Source organism: Nocardia panacis, assembly GCF_003598715.1.
Classification (GTDB): domain Bacteria; phylum Actinomycetota; class Actinomycetes; order Mycobacteriales; family Mycobacteriaceae; genus Nocardia; species Nocardia panacis.
Genome location: NZ_QZFU01000019.1, coordinates 331,542 through 353,669 on the forward strand (window position 1 = coordinate 331,542; position 22,128 = coordinate 353,669).

Sequence of the window (22,128 nt, forward strand, 5' to 3'; positions counted from 1 at the left end):
TCGGCGGCGCCGAGCCCCAGCGAGGCACGGCCATGACCGAGACGAATACCGTCAAGCAACCGGTGCTGCCCAATCCGCCGCCCGCTGCTGCCGCACCCGCCGTCGAGACCGAGAGCGCGAGGTTGCCGGCAGATCGCTACCTCAATCGGGAGCTCAGTTGGCTCGACTTCAACACCAGGGTGCTCGCCCTCGCCGAGGACGAGTCGCTGCCGCTGTTGGAGCGCGCCAAATTCCTCGCGATCTTCGCCTCGAACCTCGACGAGTTCTATATGGTGCGCGTCGCGGGTCTCAAGCGCAGGGCCGAGACGGGGCTGATGGTCCGCTCCGCCGACGGCCGCTCCCCCAGCGAGCAGTTGGCGCTCATCACCGCGCGCGCCCAGGAGATCGCCGACCGGCACGCGCGGGTATTCCTCGATTCGGTGCTGCCCGCGCTCACCGCGGAGGGTATCGCCATCATCGACTGGTCCGATCTGGACGGCGATGAGCGTCAACGACTTTCGGGATACTTCCAGGACCAGGTGTTCCCGGTGCTCACCCCGCTGGCGGTGGATCCGGCCCACCCGTTCCCCTACATCAGCGGCCTGAGTCTCAATCTCGCGGTGACGGTGAAGGATTCGGCCACCGGCGGCGAGCATTTCGCCAGGGTCAAGGTGCCCGACAATGTGGACCGGTTCGTCCGGGTGCGCCGCACCGACTCCACATCGACCATCGCGGCCTTCCTGCCGATGGAGGCGCTGATCGCTGCCCACCTGGATCTACTGTTCCCCGGAATGGGTGTGGTGGAACAGCATTCGTTCCGGATCACCCGAAACGCCGACTTCGAGGTCGACGAGGATCGCGACGAGGATCTACTGCAGGCCCTCGAACGCGAACTGGCGCGCCGCCGCTTCGGATCGCCGGTGCGACTAGAGGTCTCCGACGATATGACCGAGCACATGCTCGATCTGCTGCTGCGCGAACTCGATGTCGATCCCGGCGATGTCATCCAGGTGCCCGGTCTGCTCGACCTGTCGTGCCTGTGGCAGGTGTACGGGGTCGATCGCCCCAATCTCAAAGACGCGCCGTATGTTCCGGCCACCCCGCCCGCCTTCGGCGAGCGCGAGACCCCGCGCAATGTGTTCGCCGCGCTGCGCGAGGGCGATGTGCTGGTGCACCACCCGTACGACTCGTTCTCCACCAGCGTGCAGCGCTTCATCGAGCAGGCCGCCGCCGATCCGCAGGTGCTGGCCATCAAGCAGACCCTCTACCGCACCTCCGGCGACTCCCCGATCGTCAACGCGCTCATCGACGCCGCCGAGGCCGGTAAGCAGGTGGTGGCGCTGGTCGAGATCAAGGCCCGCTTCGACGAGCAGGCCAATATCAAGTGGGCCAGGGCGCTGGAGCAGGCGGGTGTGCACGTGGTCTACGGGCTCATCGGGCTGAAAACCCACTGCAAGACCTGCCTGGTGGTGCGCCGCGAGGGCGCGACCATTCGCCGCTACTGCCATATCGGCACCGGCAACTACAACCCCAAGACGGCCCGCCTCTACGAGGATGTCGGATTACTCACGGCGGCACCGGAAATCGGCGCCGACCTGACCGACCTGTTCAATTCGCTGACCGGTTACTCGCGAAAGGCCAACTACCGCAATCTGCTGGTCGCGCCGCAGGGTGTGCGGGCCGGGATCATCGAGCGCATCCGGCGCGAGATCGAATTGGCCGGACAGGGCAAGCAGGCGCGAATTCGCTTGAAGGCCAACGCGATCGTCGACGAGCAGGTCATCGACGCGCTCTACCGCGCCTCGCAGGCCGGGGTTCCGGTGCAGATCGTGGTGCGCGGCATCTGCGGACTGCGCCCCGGCGTGCCGGGAATGAGTGAGAATATCGAGGTGCGATCGATCCTCGGCCGCTTCCTCGAGCATTCGCGCATCATGCATTTCCAGGCGCAGGACGAATACTGGATCGGCAGCGCGGACATGATGCACCGCAATCTGGACCGCCGCGTCGAGGTCCTGGCGCAGGTGAAGGATCCGCGCCTGAGCGAGCAGTTGGGCTCGATCCTGGATTCGGCGCTCTATCCGGCCACCCGCTGCTGGGTTCTCGGCCCGGACGGCAATTGGCGCGCCCGGCCCGAACCCGGCGAACTGCACGGCGAGCAGGTCCGCGACCACCAACAATTCCTCATGCGATTGCGGAGACCTGATCAGCAGTGAGCGCGCCGGCATACGAGATGGACGGCGGGTCCCTCTGGGACCCCAGGGTCACCGCCAATATCCACGCCGCGGGCACCGTCCTGTGGCGCACGGCCCCAAAGGGTTTCGGGGTCGAGATCGCCGTGGTGCACCGGCCGAAATATGAGGACTGGTCGCTGCCCAAGGGCAAGCTCGATCCCGGTGAGACCCCGGTGCTGGCGGCGGTGCGCGAGACCGAGGAGGAGACCGGCCTGGAATGCAGGCTGCGCCGGTACCTCGGCCATGTCACCTACCCCATTCCGGGCCACCGGAAATTGAAGCGGGTGGACTACTGGGCGGCCGAGGTGGCCGGCGGGGCGTTCACCGCCAATTCCGAGGTGGACGTGCTGAGATGGATCCCGCTGGATCGGGTGATGGATCAGTTGTCCTATCCGATGGATCGACAGGTGCTGCGCACCTTCACCAGGCTGCCCGCACAGACCGGCACCCTGCTGCTGGTCAGACACGCCAAGGCCGGACGCCGAGATCGCTTCGCGGGCACGGATTTCGAGCGTCCACTGGATGCCTCGGGCCGTGCCCAGTCGGCCGCGCTGACGCCGAACCTGTTGGCGTTCGGCGCATCCGAGATCTACTCCGCCGATCCGCTGCGCTGCGTGCAGACGGTGACGCCGCTGGCCGAGGCGCTCGACACCAACGTCATCACCGAGCCGTTGTTCTCCGAATCCGGTTATGCCGCAGCGCGAGACGCCGCGCGCGACCGCTTCGTCGCACTGGCTTCCGGCGCCGCGGTGCGCGTTGTGTGCAGTCAGGGCAAGGTGATTCCCGATCTGCTCGACTGGTGGGCCGAAAAGGACGGTGTCACACTGCCGTCCGCGCGCAACCGCAAGGGCAGCGCGTGGGTGCTGTCCTTCGTCAAGGGACGCATGGTGGCCGCCGACCACCTCGATCGCTCGCTGTCGGTGGGCGTCGTGAAGCCCTGACCCGACAATCCTTGCCGCCGCGACGAATTCGCGGCCGCCGAACCGAAACCCCGCCGCGCACAACGATAACGGCCCCCTGGACGTTCCAGGGGGCCGTCTCGTACGGCACGTCTTGGTGATTCGACTCCCTCGCCGACCACCGGGCGCCTGCGCGCCGCCGGACTACCGCGTCCGCTTGGCGGCGGCCTTGCGGGCCGGAGCCTTCTTGGCGGCGGTCTTCTTGGCGACGGCCTTGGTGGCCGTCTTCTTGGCCGCCGTCTTCTTCGCTACGACCTTGGTGGCCGTCTTCTTGGCCGGCGCCTTCTTGGCGGCAGTTGTCTTGCGAGCAGCCACCTTTGCCGGTGCCTTCTTGGCCGCCTTCTTCGCCGTGGTCTTGGCGGGCGCCTTGGTGGCGGTGGCCTTCTTGGCGGCGGCCTTCTTGGCCGCCGTCTTCTTCGCGGCGGCCTTCTTGGCCGCCACCGGTGCGTTCGCGCCGCGCTTGACCGCAGGGCCGGACGCGGTGAGCTTCTGCTTGCCCGCGATCACCGCCTTGAATTGCGCGCCCGGACGAAACGCGGGGACCGAAGTGGGCTTCACCTTGACAGTTTCACCGGTGCGCGGGTTGCGAGCCACGCGCGCCGCGCGCTTGCGCTGTTCGAACACACCGAATCCGGTGATCGTGACGCTCTGGCCTTTATGCACCGCACGCACGATGGTGTCGACAACATGCTCGACTGCCGCAGTAGCAGTGCGCCTGTCTGTACCCAACTTTTCGGTCAGAACGTCGATCAGTTCCGCCTTGTTCATTGAATCCTCCGCAGACTAATGGCCCGTCGTCGGACCGACTAGGTACCACGGTAAACCCAGTTTGGGCAAGAGTCTATGTGCCACGCCAAAATTCATGTGGTTTAGCACACGTCCAGCTACCCATCGGGGCGGGGCACAGCTAACGAAACCGGTGATTACGCCGGTGAAATAGGCTCCGAAGCCGTGGTGGGTTTCCAACTCGGCCTTACCTTTTCGAACTCCCCGATGACGTCCTCGCGCCGCAAGGTGAGCCCGATGTCGTCCAAACCCTCGAGCAGACGCCACCTGGTGTAGTCGTCAATATCGAACGGCAACACGACGGTTGCGGCCGTCACCGTCCGACTCTGCAGGTCCACAACCAATTCCAGACCGGGCTGTTCCTCGATCAACTTCCACAGCATTTCGACATCGTTCTGTGACATCTGGGCGGCCACCAGCCCGCCCTTGCCCGCATTGCCCCGGAAGATGTCGCCGAAGCGCGAGGAGATCACGACCCGAAAGCCGTAGTCGGACAGCGCCCATACGGCATGCTCGCGTGAGGATCCGGTCCCGAAATCCGGACCTGCGACCAGCACACTACCCCGGTTGTAGGGCTCGGTGTTCAGAATGAAGTCGGGATCCGTGCGCCAGGCCGCGAACAACCCGTCGTCGAATCCGGTGCGGGTCACCCGCTTCAGATACACCGCCGGGATGATCTGGTCGGTGTCGACATTGGAACGACGCAGCGGTACGCCGATCCCCTTGTGCACGATGAAGGCTTCCATTTTCGATTCTCCTGAGTCGGTGGGCGGCGGAGCGGCGCTAGTCGAGATCGGCCGGTGCGGACAGGGTTCCGCGCACCGCCGTGGCGGCGGCGACCAGCGGCGACACCAGGTGGGTGCGGGCGCCCTTGCCCTGCCTGCCCTCGAAGTTGCGGTTGGAGGTGGAAGCACAGCGCTGACCGGGCGCGAGCTGATCGGGATTCATTCCCAGACACATAGAGCAGCCCGCCTGGCGCCATTCCGCGCCCGCCGCGGTGAAAATCTCGCCGAGTCCTTCTTTTTCCGCCTGGGCGCGCACCCGCATCGAACCCGGTACAACCAGCATTCGCACACCATCAGCGACCTTGCGTCCCTTCAAAATCCCGGCGACGGCGCGCAAATCCTCGATACGTCCGTTGGTGCACGATCCGACGAATACGGCGTCGACCGACACCTGCCGAAGCGGAGTACCCGGCTCCAAATCCATGTATCGCAACGCCTTCTCGGCCGCCTCACGGGCCACCTCGTCGGCGATACCGGCCGGATCGGGCACCGATTCGCCAAGCGGCGCACCCTGTCCCGGATTGGTGCCCCAGGTGACGAACGGGGTCAGCGCGCTCGCGTCGATGTGCACCTCACGGTCGAAAACCGCGTCCCGGTCGGTCCTCAGTGCCTCCCAGGCCGCGACGGCGGCCGCCCAATCCGCGCCCTGCGGCGCGTGTGGGCGGCCTTTCAGGAATTCGTAGGTGGTTTCGTCGGGGGCGATCATGCCCGCGCGCGCACCGGCCTCGATCGACATGTTGCAGATGGTCATTCGCGCCTCCATGGACATGGCGCGAATGGCCTCGCCGCGATACTCCAGCACATAGCCCTGACCGCCGCCGGTGCCGATTTGGGCGATCACCGCGAGAATCAGGTCCTTGCTCGTGACACCGTCGCCCAGCGCGCCGTCGACGGTGATCGCCATGGTCTTGAACGGCCGCAACGACAGTGTCTGGGTCGCCAGGACATGTTCGACCTCGCTGGTCCCGATACCCATGGCCAGCGCGCCGAACGCGCCGTGGGTGGAGGTGTGGCTGTCGCCGCAGACCACCGTCATACCCGGCTGGGTCAGTCCGAGCTGCGGGCCGACCACGTGCACGATGCCCTGATCGATATCGCCCATCGGGTGCAGCCGCACGCCGAATTCCGCGCAGTTGCGCCGCAGCGTCTCCACCTGGGTGCGCGAGATCGGATCCGCGATCGGCCGATCGATATCGACGGTCGGGACATTGTGGTCCTCGGTGGCGATGGTGAGATCCGGGCGCCGCACCGCGCGACCCGCCGCCCGCAGCCCGTCGAAGGCCTGGGGGCTGGTGACCTCGTGCACGAGGTGCAGGTCGATATAGATCAGATCGGGCTCGCGCGCGGCCCCCTCGCCCGCACCGCGGGCCACCACATGCTGCTCCCAGACCTTCTCGGCCAAGGTACGCGGGCGTTCGGCCATTCTCGATCACCTTTCGAGGCTGCGACCGCCGCCGGTCGTGGGCTGTGACGCGGCGGGGTGGCATCGGATTTTCTGGAATTTCGGGTGAGATCGGCACCGAATCGGTTTCATCACGGGACTGTGATCCATACCGTATCCAGCATGTCGATATCTCAGTATGCGAGACGCTAGTATCGTTCTATGAGACAGCATAGCGGCATAGGTGTCCTCGACAAAGCAGTGGCCGTCCTGCACGCGGTCGCCGAGTCCCCCTGCGGTCTCAACGAGCTCTGCGCCCGCACCGGCCTACCCCGCGCCACCGCGCACCGGCTGGCCGTCGGCCTGGAGGTGCACCGCCTGCTGGCCCGCGACAACTCCGGTTCCTGGCGGCCCGGCCCCGCCCTGGCCGAATTGGCCGCGGGCGCGGCCGATCCCCTGCTCGAAGCGGCGGGCCTGATCCTGCCGAGGTTGCGCGAGATCACCGGCGAGAGCGTCCAGCTCTACGTCCGCGACGGCAACGCCAGGGTCTGCGTCGCCGCCATGGAACCCCCCGTCGGCCTGCGCGACACCGTCCCCGTCGGCGCGCGACTGCCGCTCACGGCCGGTTCGGCGGCCAAAGTCCTGCTCGCCTGGGCCGATCCGGAACTGCAGCGCACCATCCTGGCCGAGGCCGTCTTCGGCGAACGCCAGCTCGCCGAGGTGCGCAGGCGCGGCTGGGCACAGAGCGCCGCCGAGCGCGCCACCGGCGTCGCCAGCATCTCGGCACCGGTCCGCGACACCGCGGGCGCCGTGGTCGCCGCCGTCTCCGTCTCCGGCCCCATCGACCGCATCGGCCGTAGGCCGGGCGCACGCTGGGCCGCCGACCTGGTGGCCGCCGCCGACGCCCTGCACAAACGCCTCCTGTAACGCGTTTCACTCCCCGCTCTCTACAGTTGCCCCATGGGAGTCAACCAACGGGCACAGATCGTGATGTCCGACACCGAGATCACCGAATTCCTGACCCGAAGCCGCATCGCGACGATGGCCACCCTCGGCCCGAACGGCAGACCCCACCTCATCGCCATGTGGTACGCCCTGCTCGAAACCCCAGCCGGCACCATCCCCGAACTCTGGTTCGAAACCAAGACCAAATCCCAGAAGGCGGTCAACCTCCGCCGCGACCCCCGCATCACCTGCATGATCGAGGCGGGCGACACCTACGACCAGCTACGCGGCCTGTCCATCGAAGGCACCGCCGAGATCATCGACGACCCGAATCGCCTCTTCGCCGTCGGCGTGAGCATCTGGGAGCGCTACACCGCCCCTTACACCGAAGAAGCCCGCCCCATGGTCGAAGCCATGCTCAACAAACGCGTAGCCATCCGCGTCATCCCCGACCGCATCCGCAGCTGGGACCACCGCAAACTAGCCCTCCCCCCCCCCCCCCTAGGCGGCACCACCGCCCCCCACCTCCCCCAGCAGTAACCACCCCGCCAACAAATCCACCTGACACCACAACCCACACCGGGATAGCGTCATCAGGTTCAACAAGGCCAAGACGCACCCCCCGACCACGAGGAGCAAGCGATGACCACCCCGGAAGGCACCACCCCCAACACCGACGAGGTCAAACGCAAATTCCGCGAAGCCCTCGACCGCAAGAACCAAAACCACACCAAGGCCGCCGACCACCTCAACGGCCGCTCAAAAGCCGCAGGCGCCCACACCAACGCCAGCCACAAACGCGAATTCCGCCGCAAAAGCGGCTAAACCCAACGGAGACCCTCCCGCCAAGGCCGGAGGGTCTCCCCATCTCCCCACCCCCACCCCAAGCCCCCCAGCCCCACCTACGGCACCCCCAAGCCCAACCCCAGCTCTTCTCCAAACCCCAAAGCTCGAACGCCCGCACTCCCACAAAGCCTCGAACTCAAACGATCCACCACCCCCACACCGAACCGCCCAACACCGAACACCCCCCCCCCCCCCCCCCCGCACACAAACCCCCACAAACGAACCGCCACCACCACGCCCCTCGCTCACAACCCTCACAAACGAACCGCCACCCCCGCACACAAAAGCCCCACGAACGAACCGCGGGGGTCCAGGGGCGCAGCCCCGGCTAAGGGGGTCCGGGGGGCACCGCCCAGCCGGGTGGGGCCTGGGGGCTCCGCCCCCAGAAAAACACGCGGAATGAGAAAAGGCCCATGCTCTCCATGAGCATGGGCCTTCCATCGAATGTAGCCCCGACGGGATTCGAACCCGCGCTACCGCCTTGAGAGGGCGGCGTCCTAGGCCGCTAGACGACGGGGCCAGGACTGATCTCCCGCTTTCGCGAGTGACCGCTCTGTGTGATCTTCGGGTTCGGGATCCGGATCCCGTTCCGTGCTGATCAGTGGAAGCTCGGCTAGCTTAACCGGCCGAAGCTCGGCGACCAAATCGCCAGTTGCTGAGCTATTTTCGGCCGCGAACCGAAACCAGATCAACGAACTCCGCTGGGGTACCAGGACTCGAACCTAGAATGGCTGAACCAGAATCAGCTGTGTTGCCAATTACACCATACCCCAATGACCAGGGATTCCGACCTCGTGTCTGGCTGACTCGAGACCGTGTTCCGGGCCGAGGAGAAGATTACCCTACGGCTACCGGTGAACTACAAATCGCCTGGTCATCGCCCGGTTTGGGCTCAGTTTCGCGACGGCGTCCACCCCTGTGCGGCGCGCAGGCGCGTCAGGGTGAGGTCGCGGCCGAGCAACTCGATCGACTCGTAGAGGGGAGGGCTGATGTGCGAGCCGGTGATCGCGACGCGCACGGGTGCGAACGCCTTGCGCGGTTTGAGCCCCATTTCGTCGATGAGCGCCGTTTTGAGCGCCTCCTCGATCGTGGTCGCCGACCACTGCGTCAGCGGCTCCAGGGCGACAATGGCGGCCTGCAATACGGATTCGGCATCGGACCCGAGATTCTTTGTGCCCGCCGCGTGATCAATCTCGAACTCGTCGGCGGGCGCGAACAGGAATCGCAATAGATCCCATGCATCACCGAGCACCACGATCCTGGTCTGCACCAGTTCCGCGGCGGCGGCGAACTTCGCGTCATCGATTTCGGCCCCGATGTGGCCGTGTTCGGTGAGGTACTCGCGCAACCGGTGGGTGAAATCTCCGGACTCCAGCAACCGGATGTGCTCGGCGTTGAGAGCGTCGGCCTTCTTCTGGTCGAATCGGGCCGGGTTCGCATTCACCTTGGAAATATCGAAGGCTGCCACCATCTCCGCCATGGAGAACACATCGTGATCGTCGGACAGGCCCCATCCGAGCAGTGCGAGGTAATTCAGCAAACCTTCGGGAATGAATCCACGATCGCGATGTGCGAACAGATTCGACTCCGGATCGCGTTTGGACAGCTTCTTGTTGCCCTGGCCCATCACGAACGACAGATGACCGAACTCGGGGGTGAACTCGGCGACACCGATGCGTCGCAGCGCGGCATAGAGCGCCAATTGGCGTGGAGTCGACGAAAGTAGATCTTCCCCGCGCAATACGTGGGTGATCTTCATCATCGCGTCGTCGACCGGGTTGACCAGCGTGTACAGCGGGTCGCCCGTTCCTCGGGTGAGTGCGAAGTCGGGCACGCTGCCCGCTTTGAAAGTTGTTTCGCCGCGCACCAAGTCGTGCCAGGACAGGTCTTCGTCGGGCATCCGCAGCCGAATCACCGCGGGGCGACCGGCATCTCGGTACGCCTGGATCTGTTCCTGGGTGAGATCGCGGTCATAGTTGTCGTAGCCGAGTTTCGGATCCCGACCGGCTTCGCGGTGGCGTTGCTCGACTTCGGCTGGGGTGGAGAAGGATTCGTACGCCTCGCCCGCCTCCAGCAGTCGCCGGACCACATCGCGATGAATCTCACGCCGCTCGGACTGCCGGTATGGACCGTAGGGTCCGCCGACCTCGGGCCCCTCGTCCCAGGTCAGGCCCAGCCAGCGCAGCGAGTCCAGGATGGCCCGGTAGGACTCCTCGGAATCGCGTGCGGCGTCGGTGTCTTCGATGCGGAAGACGAAGGTGCCGCCGGTGTGGCGCGCGTGCGCCCAGTTGAACAGCGCCGTCCGGATCATGCCGACGTGCGGGGTTCCGGTCGGCGACGGGCAGAATCGGACCCGTACTTCTGTCATGGCTCTCTTTCGATCAGCGTTTGGCGGCAACGGGATTGGTGAGGGTGCCGATGCCCTGGACTGTCACCGAGACCTGTTGGCCCTCGGTGATCGGGCCGACACCCTCGGGGGTTCCGGTGAGGATCACATCGCCGGGCAGCAACGTCATCACGGTGCTCACCCATTCGATCAGCGTCGGAATATCGTGCAGCAGAAGCGATGTGCGGCTGCGCTGGCGGACCTCGCCGTCGACTTCGGTGACAATCTCGAGATCCGAAGGATCCAAGGCGGTTTCGATCCACGGGCCGAGCGGGCAGAAGGTGTCGTAACCCTTGCCCCTGGTCCACTGGCCGTCGTGACGCTGCTGGTCGCGGGCGGTGACATCGTTGGCGGCGGTGTATCCCAGCACCACGTCCATGGCGCGGGCGGCGGACACATCCTTGCAGGGGCGGCCGATCACGACCGCCAGTTCGCCCTCGTGATCGACTCGGGATGAACTGGGCGGCAGGATGATCGGGGCATTGGGGCCGATGATGGAGGTGCTGGGTTTGAGGAAGATCACCGGATCCTCCGGCGCCGGACCGCCCATCTCGGCGGCGTGCGCGGCGTAGTTCTTGCCGACGCAGACCACCTTGCTGGCCAGAATGGGCGCGAGCAGGCGGATATCGGCCAGCGGCCAGCTCCGCCCCGTGAATGTCGGAGCACCGAACGGGTGCTCCGCGATCTCCTTGGCGATGCTGTCGCCTCCGTCGCCCTCGATGCTGACGAAGGCGACCCCATCGGGACTGGCAACTCGACCTAGACGCATGGCTCGCAGTCTATCGACCTGCTCGAACGCATCCGACCACGCGGTACGGGAGTACCGCGCGTCCCGTGTCGTGGGACGGATTCGAGCATCCGCCCGGCGATCATCGCGCAGCGTGTAGCGTGAACGACGTTTTCCAATCCATGAGATTGGATTCCCATATTTTGAGACGCTAGGCGGGAACAGTGGCAATAGCGACACAGCGGCCGAATCAAGTCCGACGATGGTCGATGCTGGGCCTCGGCGTCTTCGCCCAGGCGACCAGCGCGATCTTCGTGCACGGCACCCCATTCCTGCTGCCCGCGCTGACCGGTCGCGGCATGCCACTGGCCACGGCGGGTCTGCTGGTCGCCATGCCGACGGTCGGGCTGGTCTGCACCCTCATCGCCTGGGGCTACCTGGTCGATCGGATCGGCGAGCGGCGCGTGCTGATCGGCGGCCCGCTGCTGATGTGCGCGGCGGGTTCGGTCGCGGCGGCCATGCACACCGATATCGCCCTCGGCGCAGCGCTGTTCGTGGCGGGCGTCGGCGCTGCCAGCACGAATGGGGCAGGCGGGCGGGTGATCGTCGGCTGGTTCCCGCCCCGGCAGCGCGGGCTGGCCCTGGGCATACGACAGGCGGCGCAGCCCGCCGGAGTCGGCATCGCCGCACTCACCATCCCGTACGTGGCCGCCAATCACGGTGTGCCCGCGGCCATTCTGGTGCCCGCGATGATGGCGGCGGTGGCCGCGATCGGTTGCCTGATCGGCATCGTCGATCCGCCTCGACCCGAAGGGGCGGCCGATAATGGCTTGCAGGCCAATCCCTATCGCGGCGACAACACGCTGTGGCGCATCCACGCGGTCTCGGTGCTGCTGGTGGTGCCGCAGGGCACCGTGTGGACCTTCGCCCTGCTGTGGCTGCACCGCGATCTGGACTGGTCATTGGCCACGGCCGGGCTGCTGGTCACGGGAACGCAGGTGCTCGGCGCGCTGGGGCGCATCGGCGCGGGCGCCTGGTCGGATCGGGTCGGCAGCCGCCTGGGACCGCTGCGCACCGTCGCGGTGGCGGCCGTGATCGCTATGGCCGCACTGGGTTTCGCGGCGTGGGCGCACTGGTGGTGGTTGGCGGTCCCGCTGCTGGTCGCGGCCTCGGTCATCACCGTCTCGGACAATGGTCTGGCCTTCACCGCCGTCGCCGAGATAGCCGGACCCTATTGGAGCGGACGGGGTTTGGGCATTCAGAACACCGGACAGAACCTGGCGGTGGCCGCGGTGCCGCCGGTGTTCGGCGCGCTCATCACCGCGAGCGGGTTCCCGGCGGCCTATCTGGCCGCCGCGCTCCTCGCGGTCGCCGCGGTGCCGCTGGTGCCGACCGATAGGAAGTCCGAATAATCGCGCACATCACGAACATTGAGCGCGCGTCATTCGGATCGCCTATCGAATATGGATGTCCTTCAGGGGATTTCGTGGCGCGATATCCGGGCGAATGGTGCGGATGATGGGATGTTTCACCGATCCGAAGTATCGACACTTCTGAAACGTCTCCGTACCAACGACTTCCGCCGCCGCGTCGAGGCACAATAGTCGGATGACAGCGGCGTTGCTGTCCGAAAGCCGTCGTCCCCAACCATTTCCGACCACGGACGCCGATTCGCCGTTCGCGCCGAATCTTGGCAACGCGATGTCGCCAATGCGCTAGGATGGCGACGGACCGTTGCCAAGGACGGAGGTCAATGCCGAAGATCGACGCGCCGACCATTGCCGAGCACCGCGCCAATCAGGAACGCGCCCTATTGGCCGCGGCGCGCGCGATCCTCTTGGCCGACGGTCCGCAGGCCGTGACCCCGGCCGCCGTCGGCGCGGCCGCCGGACTCGCCCGTAGCAGCGTCTACAAGTACTTCCGCTCCGGTGAGGAGCTCCTGACCAGGATCGTCACCGACTCCTTCGCCGAATGGGGCGCGCTGGTACGCGATACCGTCGAATGTGCGGAGACCCCCGCGGGCCGTATCGAGGCCTACGTCCGCACCACCCTGACGCTGGCCGCCTCCGGCACCCACCGCATCGCCGTGCGCGGCGGTATCTCCCGCGACGAGAACGGCTGCGCCACAAACGCGCACGCCCAGCACGATATGGCCGCCCCGCTGCGGGCCGCGCTCATCGACTACGGCATCTCCGATGCCGATCTCACCGCCGCCCTCATCGACGGCGCGCTCGGCCGCGCGATCGATCTACTCGACGGGGGCCACTCCCCCGCCGAGGTCATCCCCAAGGCCGTCGCCTTTATTCAACGCGCCCTCGGCCTCACCCAGCACCGTCAACGCGCCAGGCCGCCCCGCACGCACTGAGCGGAGCAGGGCGGGCGGGGCGGAGAATCAGAGCGCAGCGGCGATCCGATCGCCGATCTCCACGGTCGAAGCCGCGCCCCCGTGCGCGGCGAGATCCTTGGCGACCGCACCCTCGACGCGGGCTGCGGCCTCGGCATCGCCGAGGTGGTTGAGCAGCAACGCGACCGAGAGAATGGCGGCGGTGGGGTCGGCCTTGGACTGCCCCGCGATATCGGGGGCGCTGCCGTGCACCGGTTCGAACATGCTCGGATTGACCCCGGAGGCATCGATATTGCCACTGGCGGCCAGGCCGATACCACCGCTCACCGCGGCGGCGAGGTCGGTGATGATGTCGCCGAACAAATTGTCAGTGACGATGACATCGAACCGGCCCGGATCGTTGACCATATGGATGGTGGCGGCATCGATGTGCTGGTAAGCCGTTGTCACCTCCGGGAATTCGGCGGCGACGGCATCGACGGTGCGCTGCCACAGCGAGCCCGCGAAGGTGAGCACATTGGTCTTGTGCACCAGGGTGAGGTGCTTGCGCCGGGCCTGCGCCTTGGCGAAGGCGTAGCGCACGACGCGCTCGATACCGAAACGGGTATTGGTGCTGACCTCGGTGGCCACCTCGTGCGGGGTGTCGACCCGGATCGCGCCGCCGGTGCCGGTGTAGGGACCTTCGGTGCCCTCGCGCACCACCACGAAATCGATCTCCGGCTCGCCCGACAGCGGGCTGCGCACGCCCGTGAACAGTTTGGACGGGCGCAGATTCACATGGTGATCCAGGGCGAAGCGGGTGCGCAGCAGCAGCCCGCGCTCGAGAATGCCGCTGGGCACCGACGGATCGCCGATCGCGCCGAGCAGGATGGCGTCGTGCTGTTTGAGTTCGGGCAGCACCGAATCCGGCAGCACCTCGCCGGTCGCGTGGTAGCGGCGGGCACCCAGGTCGTATTCGGTCTTCTCGACGCCGGGCATGACCGCGTCGAGCACCTTCAGCGCCTCGGCGATGACCTCGGGTCCGATTCCGTCACCGGGGATGACAGCAAGCTTCATGACAGCGTGCTCCGTTCAGGAAAGTTCGACGAGGGCGATCTTGGCCGCGCCGACCGCTGCGGCGATGGCGGACTGCACCTCGGCGGGCACCTCGCGATTGACCCGCAGGATCACCGTGGCGCCCTGCTTGTCCACATCCTGGCTGAGCTGCGCGGCCAGGATATCGATCTCGGCCGTGCCGAGCTGGGTGGCGATCCGCCCCAGCGCACCCGGCCGGTCCTCGTAGTTGAGCACCGCCAGATTCAGGCCCTCGGCGCGCATATCGTAGTTGCGGCCATTGATATTCACGATCTTCTGCACCTGCGCGGGCTCGGTGAGCGTGCCCGCCACATTCAGGGTGCGACCGTCGCCGAAGACGGCGCGCAGATCCACCACGCTGCGGTGGCTCGGGCTCTCGGTGGCGGTGCTCACCTGCGCGGTGATGCCCCGGTCGCGAGCCAGCGCGGGCGCGTTGACGAAGGTGACCTGATCCTCGACCAGCGCCGAGAACACTCCGCGCAGCGCCGAGAGCTCCAGCACGGCCACATCCTGGGCCGCCAACTCGCCGCGCACCTGCACCTCGACGCTGACCGGCAGCTCATTGGACAGCGCGCCCAGCAGCGCACCCTGCTTGCGCACGATATCGAGCCAGGGGGCGACCTCTTCGTTGACGGCGCCGCCGGTGACGTTCACCGCGCCGGGCACGAATTCACCGGCCAGGGCCAGCAATACGGACTTGGCGACATCGGTGCCCGCCCGGTCCTGCGCCTCGGAGGTGGACGCGCCCAGGTGCGGGGTGACCACGACCTGCGGCAGCTCGAACAGCGGGCTGTCGGTGCACGGCTCGGTGTCGAAGACGTCGATACCCGCCGCGCGCACATGGCCCGAGGTGATGGCCTCGGCCAGCGCGGCCTCGTCGACCAGACCGCCGCGCGCGGCGTTGACGATGATGACGCCCGGCTTGGTGAGCGCCAGCTTCTCCTGCGAGAGCAGGCCCTTGGTCTCGGGGGTCTTGGGCAGGTGCACCGAGAGGAAGTCGGCGCGGCGCAGCACCTCGTCGAGTTCCAGCAGTTCGATGCCGAGCTGCGCGGCCTTCGCGGGGGAGACGTAGGGGTCGTAGGCCACGATCTTGGTCTCGAAGGCGGCCAGGCGGGCGGCGAAGAGCTGGCCGATGCGGCCGAGGCCGATCACGCCGACAGTCTTGCCGAAGATCTCGACACCGTTGAATTTGCCGCGCTTCCAGGTGTGCTCGCGCAGGGTGGCGTCGGCGGCCGGGATCTGGCGGGCCGCGGCGAGCAGCAGGGTGACCGCGTGCTCGGCGGCGGTGTGAATGTTCGAGGTGGGCGCGTTGACGACCATGACGCCGCGCTCGGTGGCCGCCGGAACATCGACATTGTCGAGGCCGACGCCCGCGCGGGCGACGATCTTCAGGTTCTTGCCCGCCTCGAGCACCTCGGCGTCCACGGTGGTGGCCGAGCGCACCAGCAGCGCGTCGGCCTCGGGAACCGCGGCGAGCAGCGCCGGGCGGTCGGGGCCGTCGACCCAGCGCACCTCGACACCGTCACCGAGCGCGTCGACGGTCGACTGGGCGAGCTTGTCGGCGATCAGAACAACTGGACGGCCTGCTTGGCTCACTGTGGGGTACTCCTGGGGAAAGGGGGCCGGCATTTACCGCGGCCCAGCTTAGTTCCCCGCCGATCCGCGTCGCTTGCCTGCCCTTGTCACAAGGTTTTCCCCAGACATGCGAAAAGCCGGTCCCCGTGCCGCGCAGCACGGGGACCGGCTCTTTTCGAACTCCGGGGGTCGGCCTCAGCCGAGGGTCGCGTTCGGAGTCAGCGGCCGAAGGAACCGGTCCACAGGGTGCTCACAATCCCGTGCAGGGCGGCACCGAATGTGCTCCACAGACCGTTCAGGGCGGCGCTACCGGTGTCGATGATAACGGGGATCATTGTTTTCCTCTTCGTTGAAAACGAATCCAGTTCAACTGGCTGACATGGTGAACATCGGCGGCGCATCGAATGTGGTTACAGGTTTTCGAGGTTGTGTGACGCAGACTACAGCGCCGGATCGACTGTGATCTGGTCAACTGACCAACCTCGCATCCATAGCGTCAACATCGCTGTCTACCTGCACATTTCATACAGCTACCAGGGCAATTCGATGAGCGAAACACAAATTGTGAGAATCCCCTGAGACACCCGCGCGTCCACTTGCGGAACATCCGGTCGGAACTTTCCAAAAGATCGAAAATGCCCAATGCCATCCGGTCTTCCAGCGGTTTTCGGCCGAAAATCCCCTATCACGGAAACGGCAGGCGCCCCGATCACGATCCGATATCTTCGGCGGTCGCCGCGGCCGCGGCGGCGAAGGCACGCACCCGTTCGGTCTCCCGATTGCGATGCCAGATCAGACCGAGCGTCGAATCCGCCAATCCGTCGACCGGGACGAAACTCACTCCCGGCCGAGCGCGGTGCGCGGTCGTCGGCTCACACAGCAGCAGCGCGCCGCGCCCGGTGGCCACCTGGGCCAACCCCTCCTCCAACGTGCTCACCGCGGGTCCCACCGGAATCGGCCGCCCGTCCGGGGTGGACGGCGGGGCCTGGGCATCGCGCCAATACTGCGGCGCGGGACCCCGCACACCGACCAGCCGCACCTCGGTCAACTCGGCCGCGGCGACTCGCTCCCGAGCCGCGAACGGGTGCCTACTCGAAACCGCGAGCCGCTGCGGACGTTTCGCACAGACCAGACCGAGCCGCAGATCCGGTTCCCGCACCGGGGTGAGCACCAGCGCGAGATCGACCTCATTGCGATACAGGGTGCCGAACGGGTCGGCGAGCGGGATCTCGCGCAGTTCGATCGAGCAGTCCGCGTGCCGGGTCTGAAACAGTTCGATCGCGCGCATCAAGTGCTCATCGGTGCTGCCCTGGAACCCTACGCGCAGCACGCCGTGCACACCGCGCGCCGCATTGCACGTCTTGTCCATGGTGTCGCTCAATGCCCGGTAGGCCGGGCGCAACGCGGCGACGAATTCCGCCCCCAATGGCGTCAGCACGACCCGACGACTGGTCCGATCCACCAGTCGCCCGCCGATGCGGCGCTCCAGCGAACGCAGCAACTGACTGATTCGCCCCTGTGAGACATACAACCGTTCCCCGGTCCGGCCGAAGTGCAGTTCCTCGGCGAGCACCAGAAATGCCTCCAGCTCACGCACTTCCAATCCCATCCGCGCCCTCTCCGATCGAATACCTCGGCTCCATGAGCCCGGCTAATGGAACGATGCGCGGTTCGCCATTGTTTCCACCTGCGGAAATCCGTTGGCTGGACGTATGACTGAGATACGCGAGCGACTCGCGCCGACCTCGTCCCGGCGCGGCTGGTGGGCCGTCGCCACGCTGGCCCTCGGCACCTTCACCGTGGTGACCTCGGAGATGCTGCCGGTAGGACTGCTCACCCCGATGAGCGCGGACCTGAACGTCAGCGCGGGCACGGCCGGACTGGCCATGACCGAGACCGGACTGGTCGCCGCGGTATCCGCACCGCTGCTCACCGCACTGTTCGGCACGCGCGACCGGCGCGTGGTCATGTCGGGTCTGATGGGAGTGCTGGCGCTGGGCAACCTGATCGCGGCGCTCGCACCGAATTTCGGCGTGCTGTCGGTGGGCCGGGTGCTGGTCGGGCTCGGCATGGGCGGGGTGTGGTCGATGGCGGCGGGGCTGGCCGCCCGGCTGGTACCCGAACAACGCGCGGGCACCGCGGTTTCGGTGGTGTTCAGCGGGATCGCGGTGGCCTCGGTGCTCGGCATTCCCGCCGGGGCCTACCTCGGCGCGGTGGCCGGGTGGCGGGTGAGCTTCGCCACCGCTGCGGCCGTAGCGGTCGCACTGGTGGTGGCGATGGTAGCGGCGCTGCCCGCATTGCCCGCGCGACCGGTGCCGCTGAGCGGGGTGTTCGGTCTGCTGCGGCTACCCCCGCTGCGCACCGGGTTGCTCATTGTGGCCTTCCTGGTGGCCGGACACTTCGCCGCCTTCACCTTCGTGCGGCCGGTGCTGGAACAGACGGCGGGCGCCGGTGCGCAAACCATCTCGACGCTGCTGCTGATCTACGGAATAGCCGGGGTGGCAGGCACATTCGTGGCCGGGTCCCGATCGAGGCGCAGGCCGCGTGCGACGGCGGCGCTCATCTGCGGGGTGCTGACCGTCGGGGTGCTGCTGCTCCCGCTGCTCGGCACCGGCGTGGTGTCGGCCGGGGCGCTCGTGCTGATCTGGGGTCTGGCCTACGGCGGGGTCTCGGTCAGCACCCAGACCTGGGCATTGCTGTCCGCACCGCAGGCCGCCGAAGGTGCGGGCGCACTGCTCGTCGGGGTGTTCAATTTCGCCATCGCCGTCGGCTCGCTCCTCGGCGCAGTAGCCGCCAATCGGTTCGGTGCAAGCGCCGCACTGTATTTCGGCGCGGCGCTCGCCGCCGCAGCGCTCGTGATCACGGTATTCGGCAGTGCCCCGGCAGTTTCCGGGCGACAATCCGAATAGTGGTGTCGCACCGGCCACAACGCGAACGGCCCCCGCGCCATCCAGGTGCGGGGGCCGTTCGAACGTCTGTGGGAGTTAGTTCACCACGCGGACGTCCTGGGCCTGCGGGCCCTTCTGTCCTTGGCCGATCTCGAACTCCACGCGCTGACCCTCATCGAGGGAGCGGAAGCCGTTGCCGCTCACAGCGGAGTAGTGCACGAAGACGTCGGGACCCCCGCCGTCCTGGGCGATGAAGCCGAAGCCCTTCTCGCTGTTGAACCACTTGACAATACCCTGAGCCATTTCAAACTTTCTGTAGACGAGCCAGGTTTTCACTTCAACATCTCCTGGTCTCGTAGATCAACTGTGCCATGGTCCGGCGAATTCGGCCACAAGCACCCCCTATGAATGTGAGCGATCTGACCTCGGGACCCAGTTGTGGCGGCCGCCTCGATCGTCATTTCCGCAGGTAGCGCAGCTGCCCCGGCTTCGCGGCCACATATTGGTCACGTCCAGACATATGTATGGGTACCCCCACTTCCCACCACGCGCCCGCCTCCGTCCACGCCGAGGGCTGCGTGCGCACGACAACGACCACAGGGCGGGATTCCGATATCGCGACGGCCCGCGCCTCGGCATAGGCGGTACGGAATTCCGCCGCCGCCCCGGCGGTGAATACGGCGCAGCCGAGGGCGCGGGCGTGCGCGGCGAAATCCACCCGCGGCGGATCGGATAGGGTAGTGCGGCAATCGGCGTAGAAGTTGTTGAACGGCGCGCCGCCCTGCCCCTGCTGGAGCCGCGCGATGACCGCGTAGCCGTCGTTGTCGCAGACCACGGCCACCAGCGGGTGGCCCGCGAAGGCCGCGGAGAAGAGTTCGGAGTTGAGCATCAAGTAGGAGCCGTCACCGAGCAGGGTGGTGACCAGGCCGCCGGTGTGGGCCATCGCCGCGCCCCACGCGCCCGCGAGCTCATACCCCATACAGGAGAATCCGTACTCCACATCCATGGTGGGCGCGCCGCCCGAGGCGCGCCATCCGCCGATCAGCTCACCGGGCAGGCCACCTGAGGCGGTCATCACGTAGTCGCCCGGACCGCTGAGATCGTTGACCGCGCCGACGATTTGGGCATAGCTCGGCAGGCCGGCGCCGGGGGCGCGCAGGGTATCGATGTGGGCGTCCCAGGCGCCGCGCAGTGCGGCCGCCTTGGCGGACCAGGCCGCGTCCACCCGCCAATTCGCCAGGGGCGCGGCCAATTCCGCCAGGGTCGCGGCCGCGTCGCCGACCAGCGGGAGCGCGCCGTGCTTGACCGCGTCGAAGCGGGCGGTGTTCACGGTGACCATGCCGACGTCGGGGGCGAAGACCGTCCAGGACGCGGTGGTGAAGTCCTGGAGCCGGGTTCCGACGGCGAGCACCAGATCCGCCTCGGCGGCAAGGAGATTCGCCGATTCGGAACCGGTGATGCCGAGCGGTCCGACGTGCAGCCGATGATCGTGGCGGACCAGGGTGCGGCCCGCCGTGGTCTCGGCGATGGGAATGCCGTGGCGCTCGGCGAAATCGACGGCCTGCTCCCCCGCGCCCGAATAGCGCACCCCGCCGCCCAGCACCAGCAGCGGACGATGCGACCCGCGCAGCGCCGCGGCGGCGGCGTGCAGTGCCCGCAGGTCCGGACGTGGCCGGGGAATGTGATGCACGTGTGGCGCGAAGAATTCCTCGGGGAACTCGTAGGTCTCGGCCTGGACATCCTGTGGTAGCGCCAGGGTGACCGGACCGCAGTCCGCCGGATCGGTCAGTACCCGCGCCACCTGCGGCAGTGTCGCGAGCAACTGCTCGGGCTTGGTGATGCGGTCGAAATAGCGGCTCACGGCGCGGAAGGCGTCATTGACCGTCACCGTGGCATCGCCGAAATGTTCGACCTGTTGCAGCACCGGGTCGGGGGCGCGACCGGTGAAGGTGTCACCCGGAAGCAGCAGCAGCGGAAGACGATTCGCGTGCGCGACACCTGCCGCCGTCACCATGTTCAGTGCGCCGGGACCGATGGATGACGTCGCGACGCCGACTTGGCGACGCTGCGCGGCCTTCGCCAGACCGACCGCCGCCAGGGCCATCCCCTGTTCGGTGTGGCCGCGCCAGACCGGGATCTCGGCGCGACGCTCGTGCAGTGCGGTGCCGAGACCGAGTACATTGCCGTGCCCGAAGATCGCGAACACTGCGGGGAACAGCGGCGCCTCGCGATCGTCGACGGTCCGCGAGCGCTGCGCGATCAGCCAGGCGACCAGCGCCTGCGCGGTGGTGAGCCTCATCAGAGCCCTTCTTTCGAATCGACGCGCCCCCGGTGATCGGTGACCGGACAGCGGGGGTCGACCGGCTGACCCACCCAACTGTCGCGCACCCAGCCGTGCGCCGGATCGTCGCAGAACGCCATGGACCGCTCGACCGCCGGACCCGCCAGCACATTCAGGTAGTACATGGGATAGCCCGGCGCGGCCACGCACGGGCCGTGATAGCCGCGCGGAATCAGGAAGACATCGCCGTCGCGCACCGCGACATCCGCTTCGAGCGCGCCGTCGGCGGTATAGGTCCGGTGCAGGCCGAAACCCTGCGGCGCGGGTGTCACCCCGTCGCGGCCCGCGATGCGGAAGTAGTAGATCTCCTCGTTGATCACCTCGCACGGGCCTGCCTCATCGTGCTTGTGCGGCGGATATGACGACCAGTTGCCGTCGGGGGTGATCAACTCGCAGGCATTGAGCTTGTCGGCGTGCTCCCACACACCGGGGACCCCGAAATTGGTGACCTGCCGGGTCGCGGGACCGGCGCCGCGCACCTGCACCGGAACCTGCTCGGCCGGACCGTATTTCGGTGTCAGCCTGCGGGTGCACCGCGCCATCGGCAGCGCCGCCTCCAGGCCCGCCGTGCTGGTGAGCCGGACCTGCGCATCGCGCGGCACGTAGGCGAAATCGGTGACCCTGGCGAAAACCGAATCCCGACCTGCCAATTCGAAGGTCTCGCCGTCGACCTCGACGGTGCAACCACCCGACAGCGGCAGGACGAACGCCTCGAAATCACCGGTCCGGATCGTGCGGGATTCCCCTGCGGCCAACCGCAGGACGCGCAGACCCGCGAAATTCCAGCCCGCCCCTTCGGGCGTGAGCAGGATCGGATCGTCTCCTTCGGCAAGCGTGCCCGCAGGCCGGTGCAGCGCCATCGATTCCCCCTCCTCGAGCCG

Annotated in this window: 19 protein-coding genes and 2 tRNA genes; 8 read left to right on the forward strand and 13 right to left on the reverse strand. The window is 67.1% G+C overall.

Annotated elements, in window-relative coordinates:
* The first annotated feature begins 32 nt into the window (after nt 1-32).
* Both D5S18_RS16290 and D5S18_RS16295 read left to right on the forward strand, forming a co-directional pair.
* Nucleotides 33-2,192, forward strand: coding sequence for an RNA degradosome polyphosphate kinase (locus tag D5S18_RS16290; protein WP_120041815.1), 2,160 nt, complete (start codon nt 33-35; stop codon nt 2,190-2,192).
* A 17-nt stretch (nt 2,193-2,209) separates the two neighbouring features.
* Complete coding sequence (locus tag D5S18_RS16295) at nt 2,210-3,151, forward strand: NUDIX hydrolase (RefSeq protein ID WP_120042189.1); 942 nt, start codon at nt 2,210-2,212, stop codon at nt 3,149-3,151.
* A gap of 162 nt (nt 3,152-3,313) precedes the next feature.
* Here D5S18_RS16295 and D5S18_RS16300 read toward each other — a convergent pair whose 3' ends face one another.
* The 3 genes from D5S18_RS16300 to leuC form a co-directional block, all read right to left on the reverse strand.
* The gene (locus tag D5S18_RS16300) at nt 3,314-3,937 is read right to left on the reverse strand and encodes an HU family DNA-binding protein (RefSeq protein WP_120041818.1); all 624 of its coding nucleotides are present in this window, start codon (nt 3,935-3,937) and stop codon (nt 3,314-3,316) included.
* A 155-nt stretch (nt 3,938-4,092) separates the two neighbouring features.
* A complete protein-coding gene (gene leuD / locus D5S18_RS16305) occupies nt 4,093-4,701 on the reverse strand; it encodes a 3-isopropylmalate dehydratase small subunit (RefSeq protein ID WP_120041820.1) in 609 nt (202 codons plus the stop codon).
* Between the two features lie 37 nt (nt 4,702-4,738).
* Nucleotides 4,739-6,163, reverse strand: coding sequence for a 3-isopropylmalate dehydratase large subunit (leuC, locus tag D5S18_RS16310; RefSeq protein ID WP_120041823.1), 1,425 nt, complete (start codon nt 6,161-6,163; stop codon nt 4,739-4,741).
* Between the two features lie 180 nt (nt 6,164-6,343).
* Here leuC and D5S18_RS16315 point away from each other — a divergent pair, with 180 nt between their 5' ends.
* The 3 genes from D5S18_RS16315 to D5S18_RS16325 all read left to right on the forward strand — a co-directional run bounded on the left by D5S18_RS16315 (nt 6,344) and on the right by D5S18_RS16325 (nt 7,891).
* On the forward strand, nt 6,344-7,048 hold the full coding sequence (locus D5S18_RS16315; RefSeq protein WP_120041825.1) for an IclR family transcriptional regulator: 705 nt from the start codon (nt 6,344-6,346) through the stop codon (nt 7,046-7,048).
* A 33-nt stretch (nt 7,049-7,081) separates the two neighbouring features.
* Nucleotides 7,082-7,606: a pyridoxamine 5'-phosphate oxidase family protein gene (locus D5S18_RS16320; RefSeq protein ID WP_120041827.1), complete on the forward strand. Its 525-nt coding sequence runs from the start codon at nt 7,082-7,084 to the stop codon at nt 7,604-7,606.
* A 102-nt stretch (nt 7,607-7,708) separates the two neighbouring features.
* Complete coding sequence (locus D5S18_RS16325) at nt 7,709-7,891, forward strand: DUF5302 domain-containing protein (RefSeq protein ID WP_120041829.1); 183 nt, start codon at nt 7,709-7,711, stop codon at nt 7,889-7,891.
* A gap of 468 nt (nt 7,892-8,359) precedes the next feature.
* On the opposite strand, the gene D5S18_RS16330 is transcribed toward D5S18_RS16325, so the two are convergent.
* The 4 genes from D5S18_RS16330 to D5S18_RS16345 all read right to left on the reverse strand — a co-directional run bounded on the left by D5S18_RS16330 (nt 8,360) and on the right by D5S18_RS16345 (nt 11,067).
* Nucleotides 8,360-8,432: transfer RNA gene (locus D5S18_RS16330), tRNA-Glu, on the reverse strand.
* A 181-nt stretch (nt 8,433-8,613) separates the two neighbouring features.
* A tRNA-Gln gene (locus D5S18_RS16335) sits at nt 8,614-8,685 on the reverse strand.
* A 119-nt stretch (nt 8,686-8,804) separates the two neighbouring features.
* On the reverse strand, nt 8,805-10,280 hold the full coding sequence (gene gltX, locus D5S18_RS16340) for a glutamate--tRNA ligase (protein WP_120041831.1): 1,476 nt from the start codon (nt 10,278-10,280) through the stop codon (nt 8,805-8,807).
* Nucleotides 10,281-10,293: 13 nt separating this feature from the next.
* Nucleotides 10,294-11,067 carry a fumarylacetoacetate hydrolase family protein gene (locus D5S18_RS16345; protein WP_120041833.1) on the reverse strand — a complete coding sequence of 258 codons (774 nt, stop codon included), beginning with the start codon at nt 11,065-11,067 and terminating at the stop codon, nt 10,294-10,296.
* 227 nt (nt 11,068-11,294) lie between these two features.
* Here D5S18_RS16345 and D5S18_RS16350 point away from each other — a divergent pair, with 227 nt between their 5' ends.
* Together D5S18_RS16350 and D5S18_RS16355 are read left to right on the forward strand one after the other, a co-directional pair.
* Nucleotides 11,295-12,437 (forward strand): MFS transporter, encoded by a 1,143-nt coding sequence (locus tag D5S18_RS16350; protein ID WP_120041835.1) that lies wholly within the window; start codon nt 11,295-11,297, stop codon nt 12,435-12,437.
* Nucleotides 12,438-12,778: 341 nt separating this feature from the next.
* Nucleotides 12,779-13,390 carry a TetR family transcriptional regulator gene (locus tag D5S18_RS16355; RefSeq protein ID WP_158607884.1) on the forward strand — a complete coding sequence of 204 codons (612 nt, stop codon included), beginning with the start codon at nt 12,779-12,781 and terminating at the stop codon, nt 13,388-13,390.
* Nucleotides 13,391-13,417: 27 nt separating this feature from the next.
* Here D5S18_RS16355 and D5S18_RS16360 read toward each other — a convergent pair whose 3' ends face one another.
* The 3 genes from D5S18_RS16360 to D5S18_RS16370 form a co-directional block, all read right to left on the reverse strand.
* Nucleotides 13,418-14,425 (reverse strand): 3-isopropylmalate dehydrogenase, encoded by a 1,008-nt coding sequence (locus D5S18_RS16360; protein WP_120041839.1) that lies wholly within the window; start codon nt 14,423-14,425, stop codon nt 13,418-13,420.
* Nucleotides 14,426-14,440: 15 nt separating this feature from the next.
* Nucleotides 14,441-16,039: a phosphoglycerate dehydrogenase gene (serA, locus tag D5S18_RS16365; RefSeq protein ID WP_120042190.1), complete on the reverse strand. Its 1,599-nt coding sequence runs from the start codon at nt 16,037-16,039 to the stop codon at nt 14,441-14,443.
* 688 nt (nt 16,040-16,727) lie between these two features.
* Nucleotides 16,728-17,627: a LysR family transcriptional regulator gene (locus tag D5S18_RS16370; RefSeq protein WP_120041841.1), complete on the reverse strand. Its 900-nt coding sequence runs from the start codon at nt 17,625-17,627 to the stop codon at nt 16,728-16,730.
* Nucleotides 17,628-17,730: 103 nt separating this feature from the next.
* Between D5S18_RS16370 and D5S18_RS16375 the strand changes: the two genes are divergently transcribed.
* Complete coding sequence (locus D5S18_RS16375) at nt 17,731-18,927, forward strand: MFS transporter (protein ID WP_120041843.1); 1,197 nt, start codon at nt 17,731-17,733, stop codon at nt 18,925-18,927.
* 75 nt (nt 18,928-19,002) lie between these two features.
* Here D5S18_RS16375 and D5S18_RS16380 read toward each other — a convergent pair whose 3' ends face one another.
* The 3 genes from D5S18_RS16380 to iolB form a co-directional block, all read right to left on the reverse strand.
* Nucleotides 19,003-19,209, reverse strand: coding sequence for a cold-shock protein (locus tag D5S18_RS16380; protein ID WP_120042191.1), 207 nt, complete (start codon nt 19,207-19,209; stop codon nt 19,003-19,005).
* 154 nt (nt 19,210-19,363) lie between these two features.
* Nucleotides 19,364-21,205, reverse strand: coding sequence for a 3D-(3,5/4)-trihydroxycyclohexane-1,2-dione acylhydrolase (decyclizing) (iolD, locus tag D5S18_RS16385; RefSeq protein ID WP_120041846.1), 1,842 nt, complete (start codon nt 21,203-21,205; stop codon nt 19,364-19,366).
* Nucleotides 21,205-22,107, reverse strand: coding sequence for a 5-deoxy-glucuronate isomerase (iolB, locus tag D5S18_RS16390; protein ID WP_120042192.1), 903 nt, complete (start codon nt 22,105-22,107; stop codon nt 21,205-21,207). Before iolB ends, iolD begins: the two co-directional genes overlap by 1 nt.
* Nucleotides 22,108-22,128 lie beyond the last annotated feature (21 nt).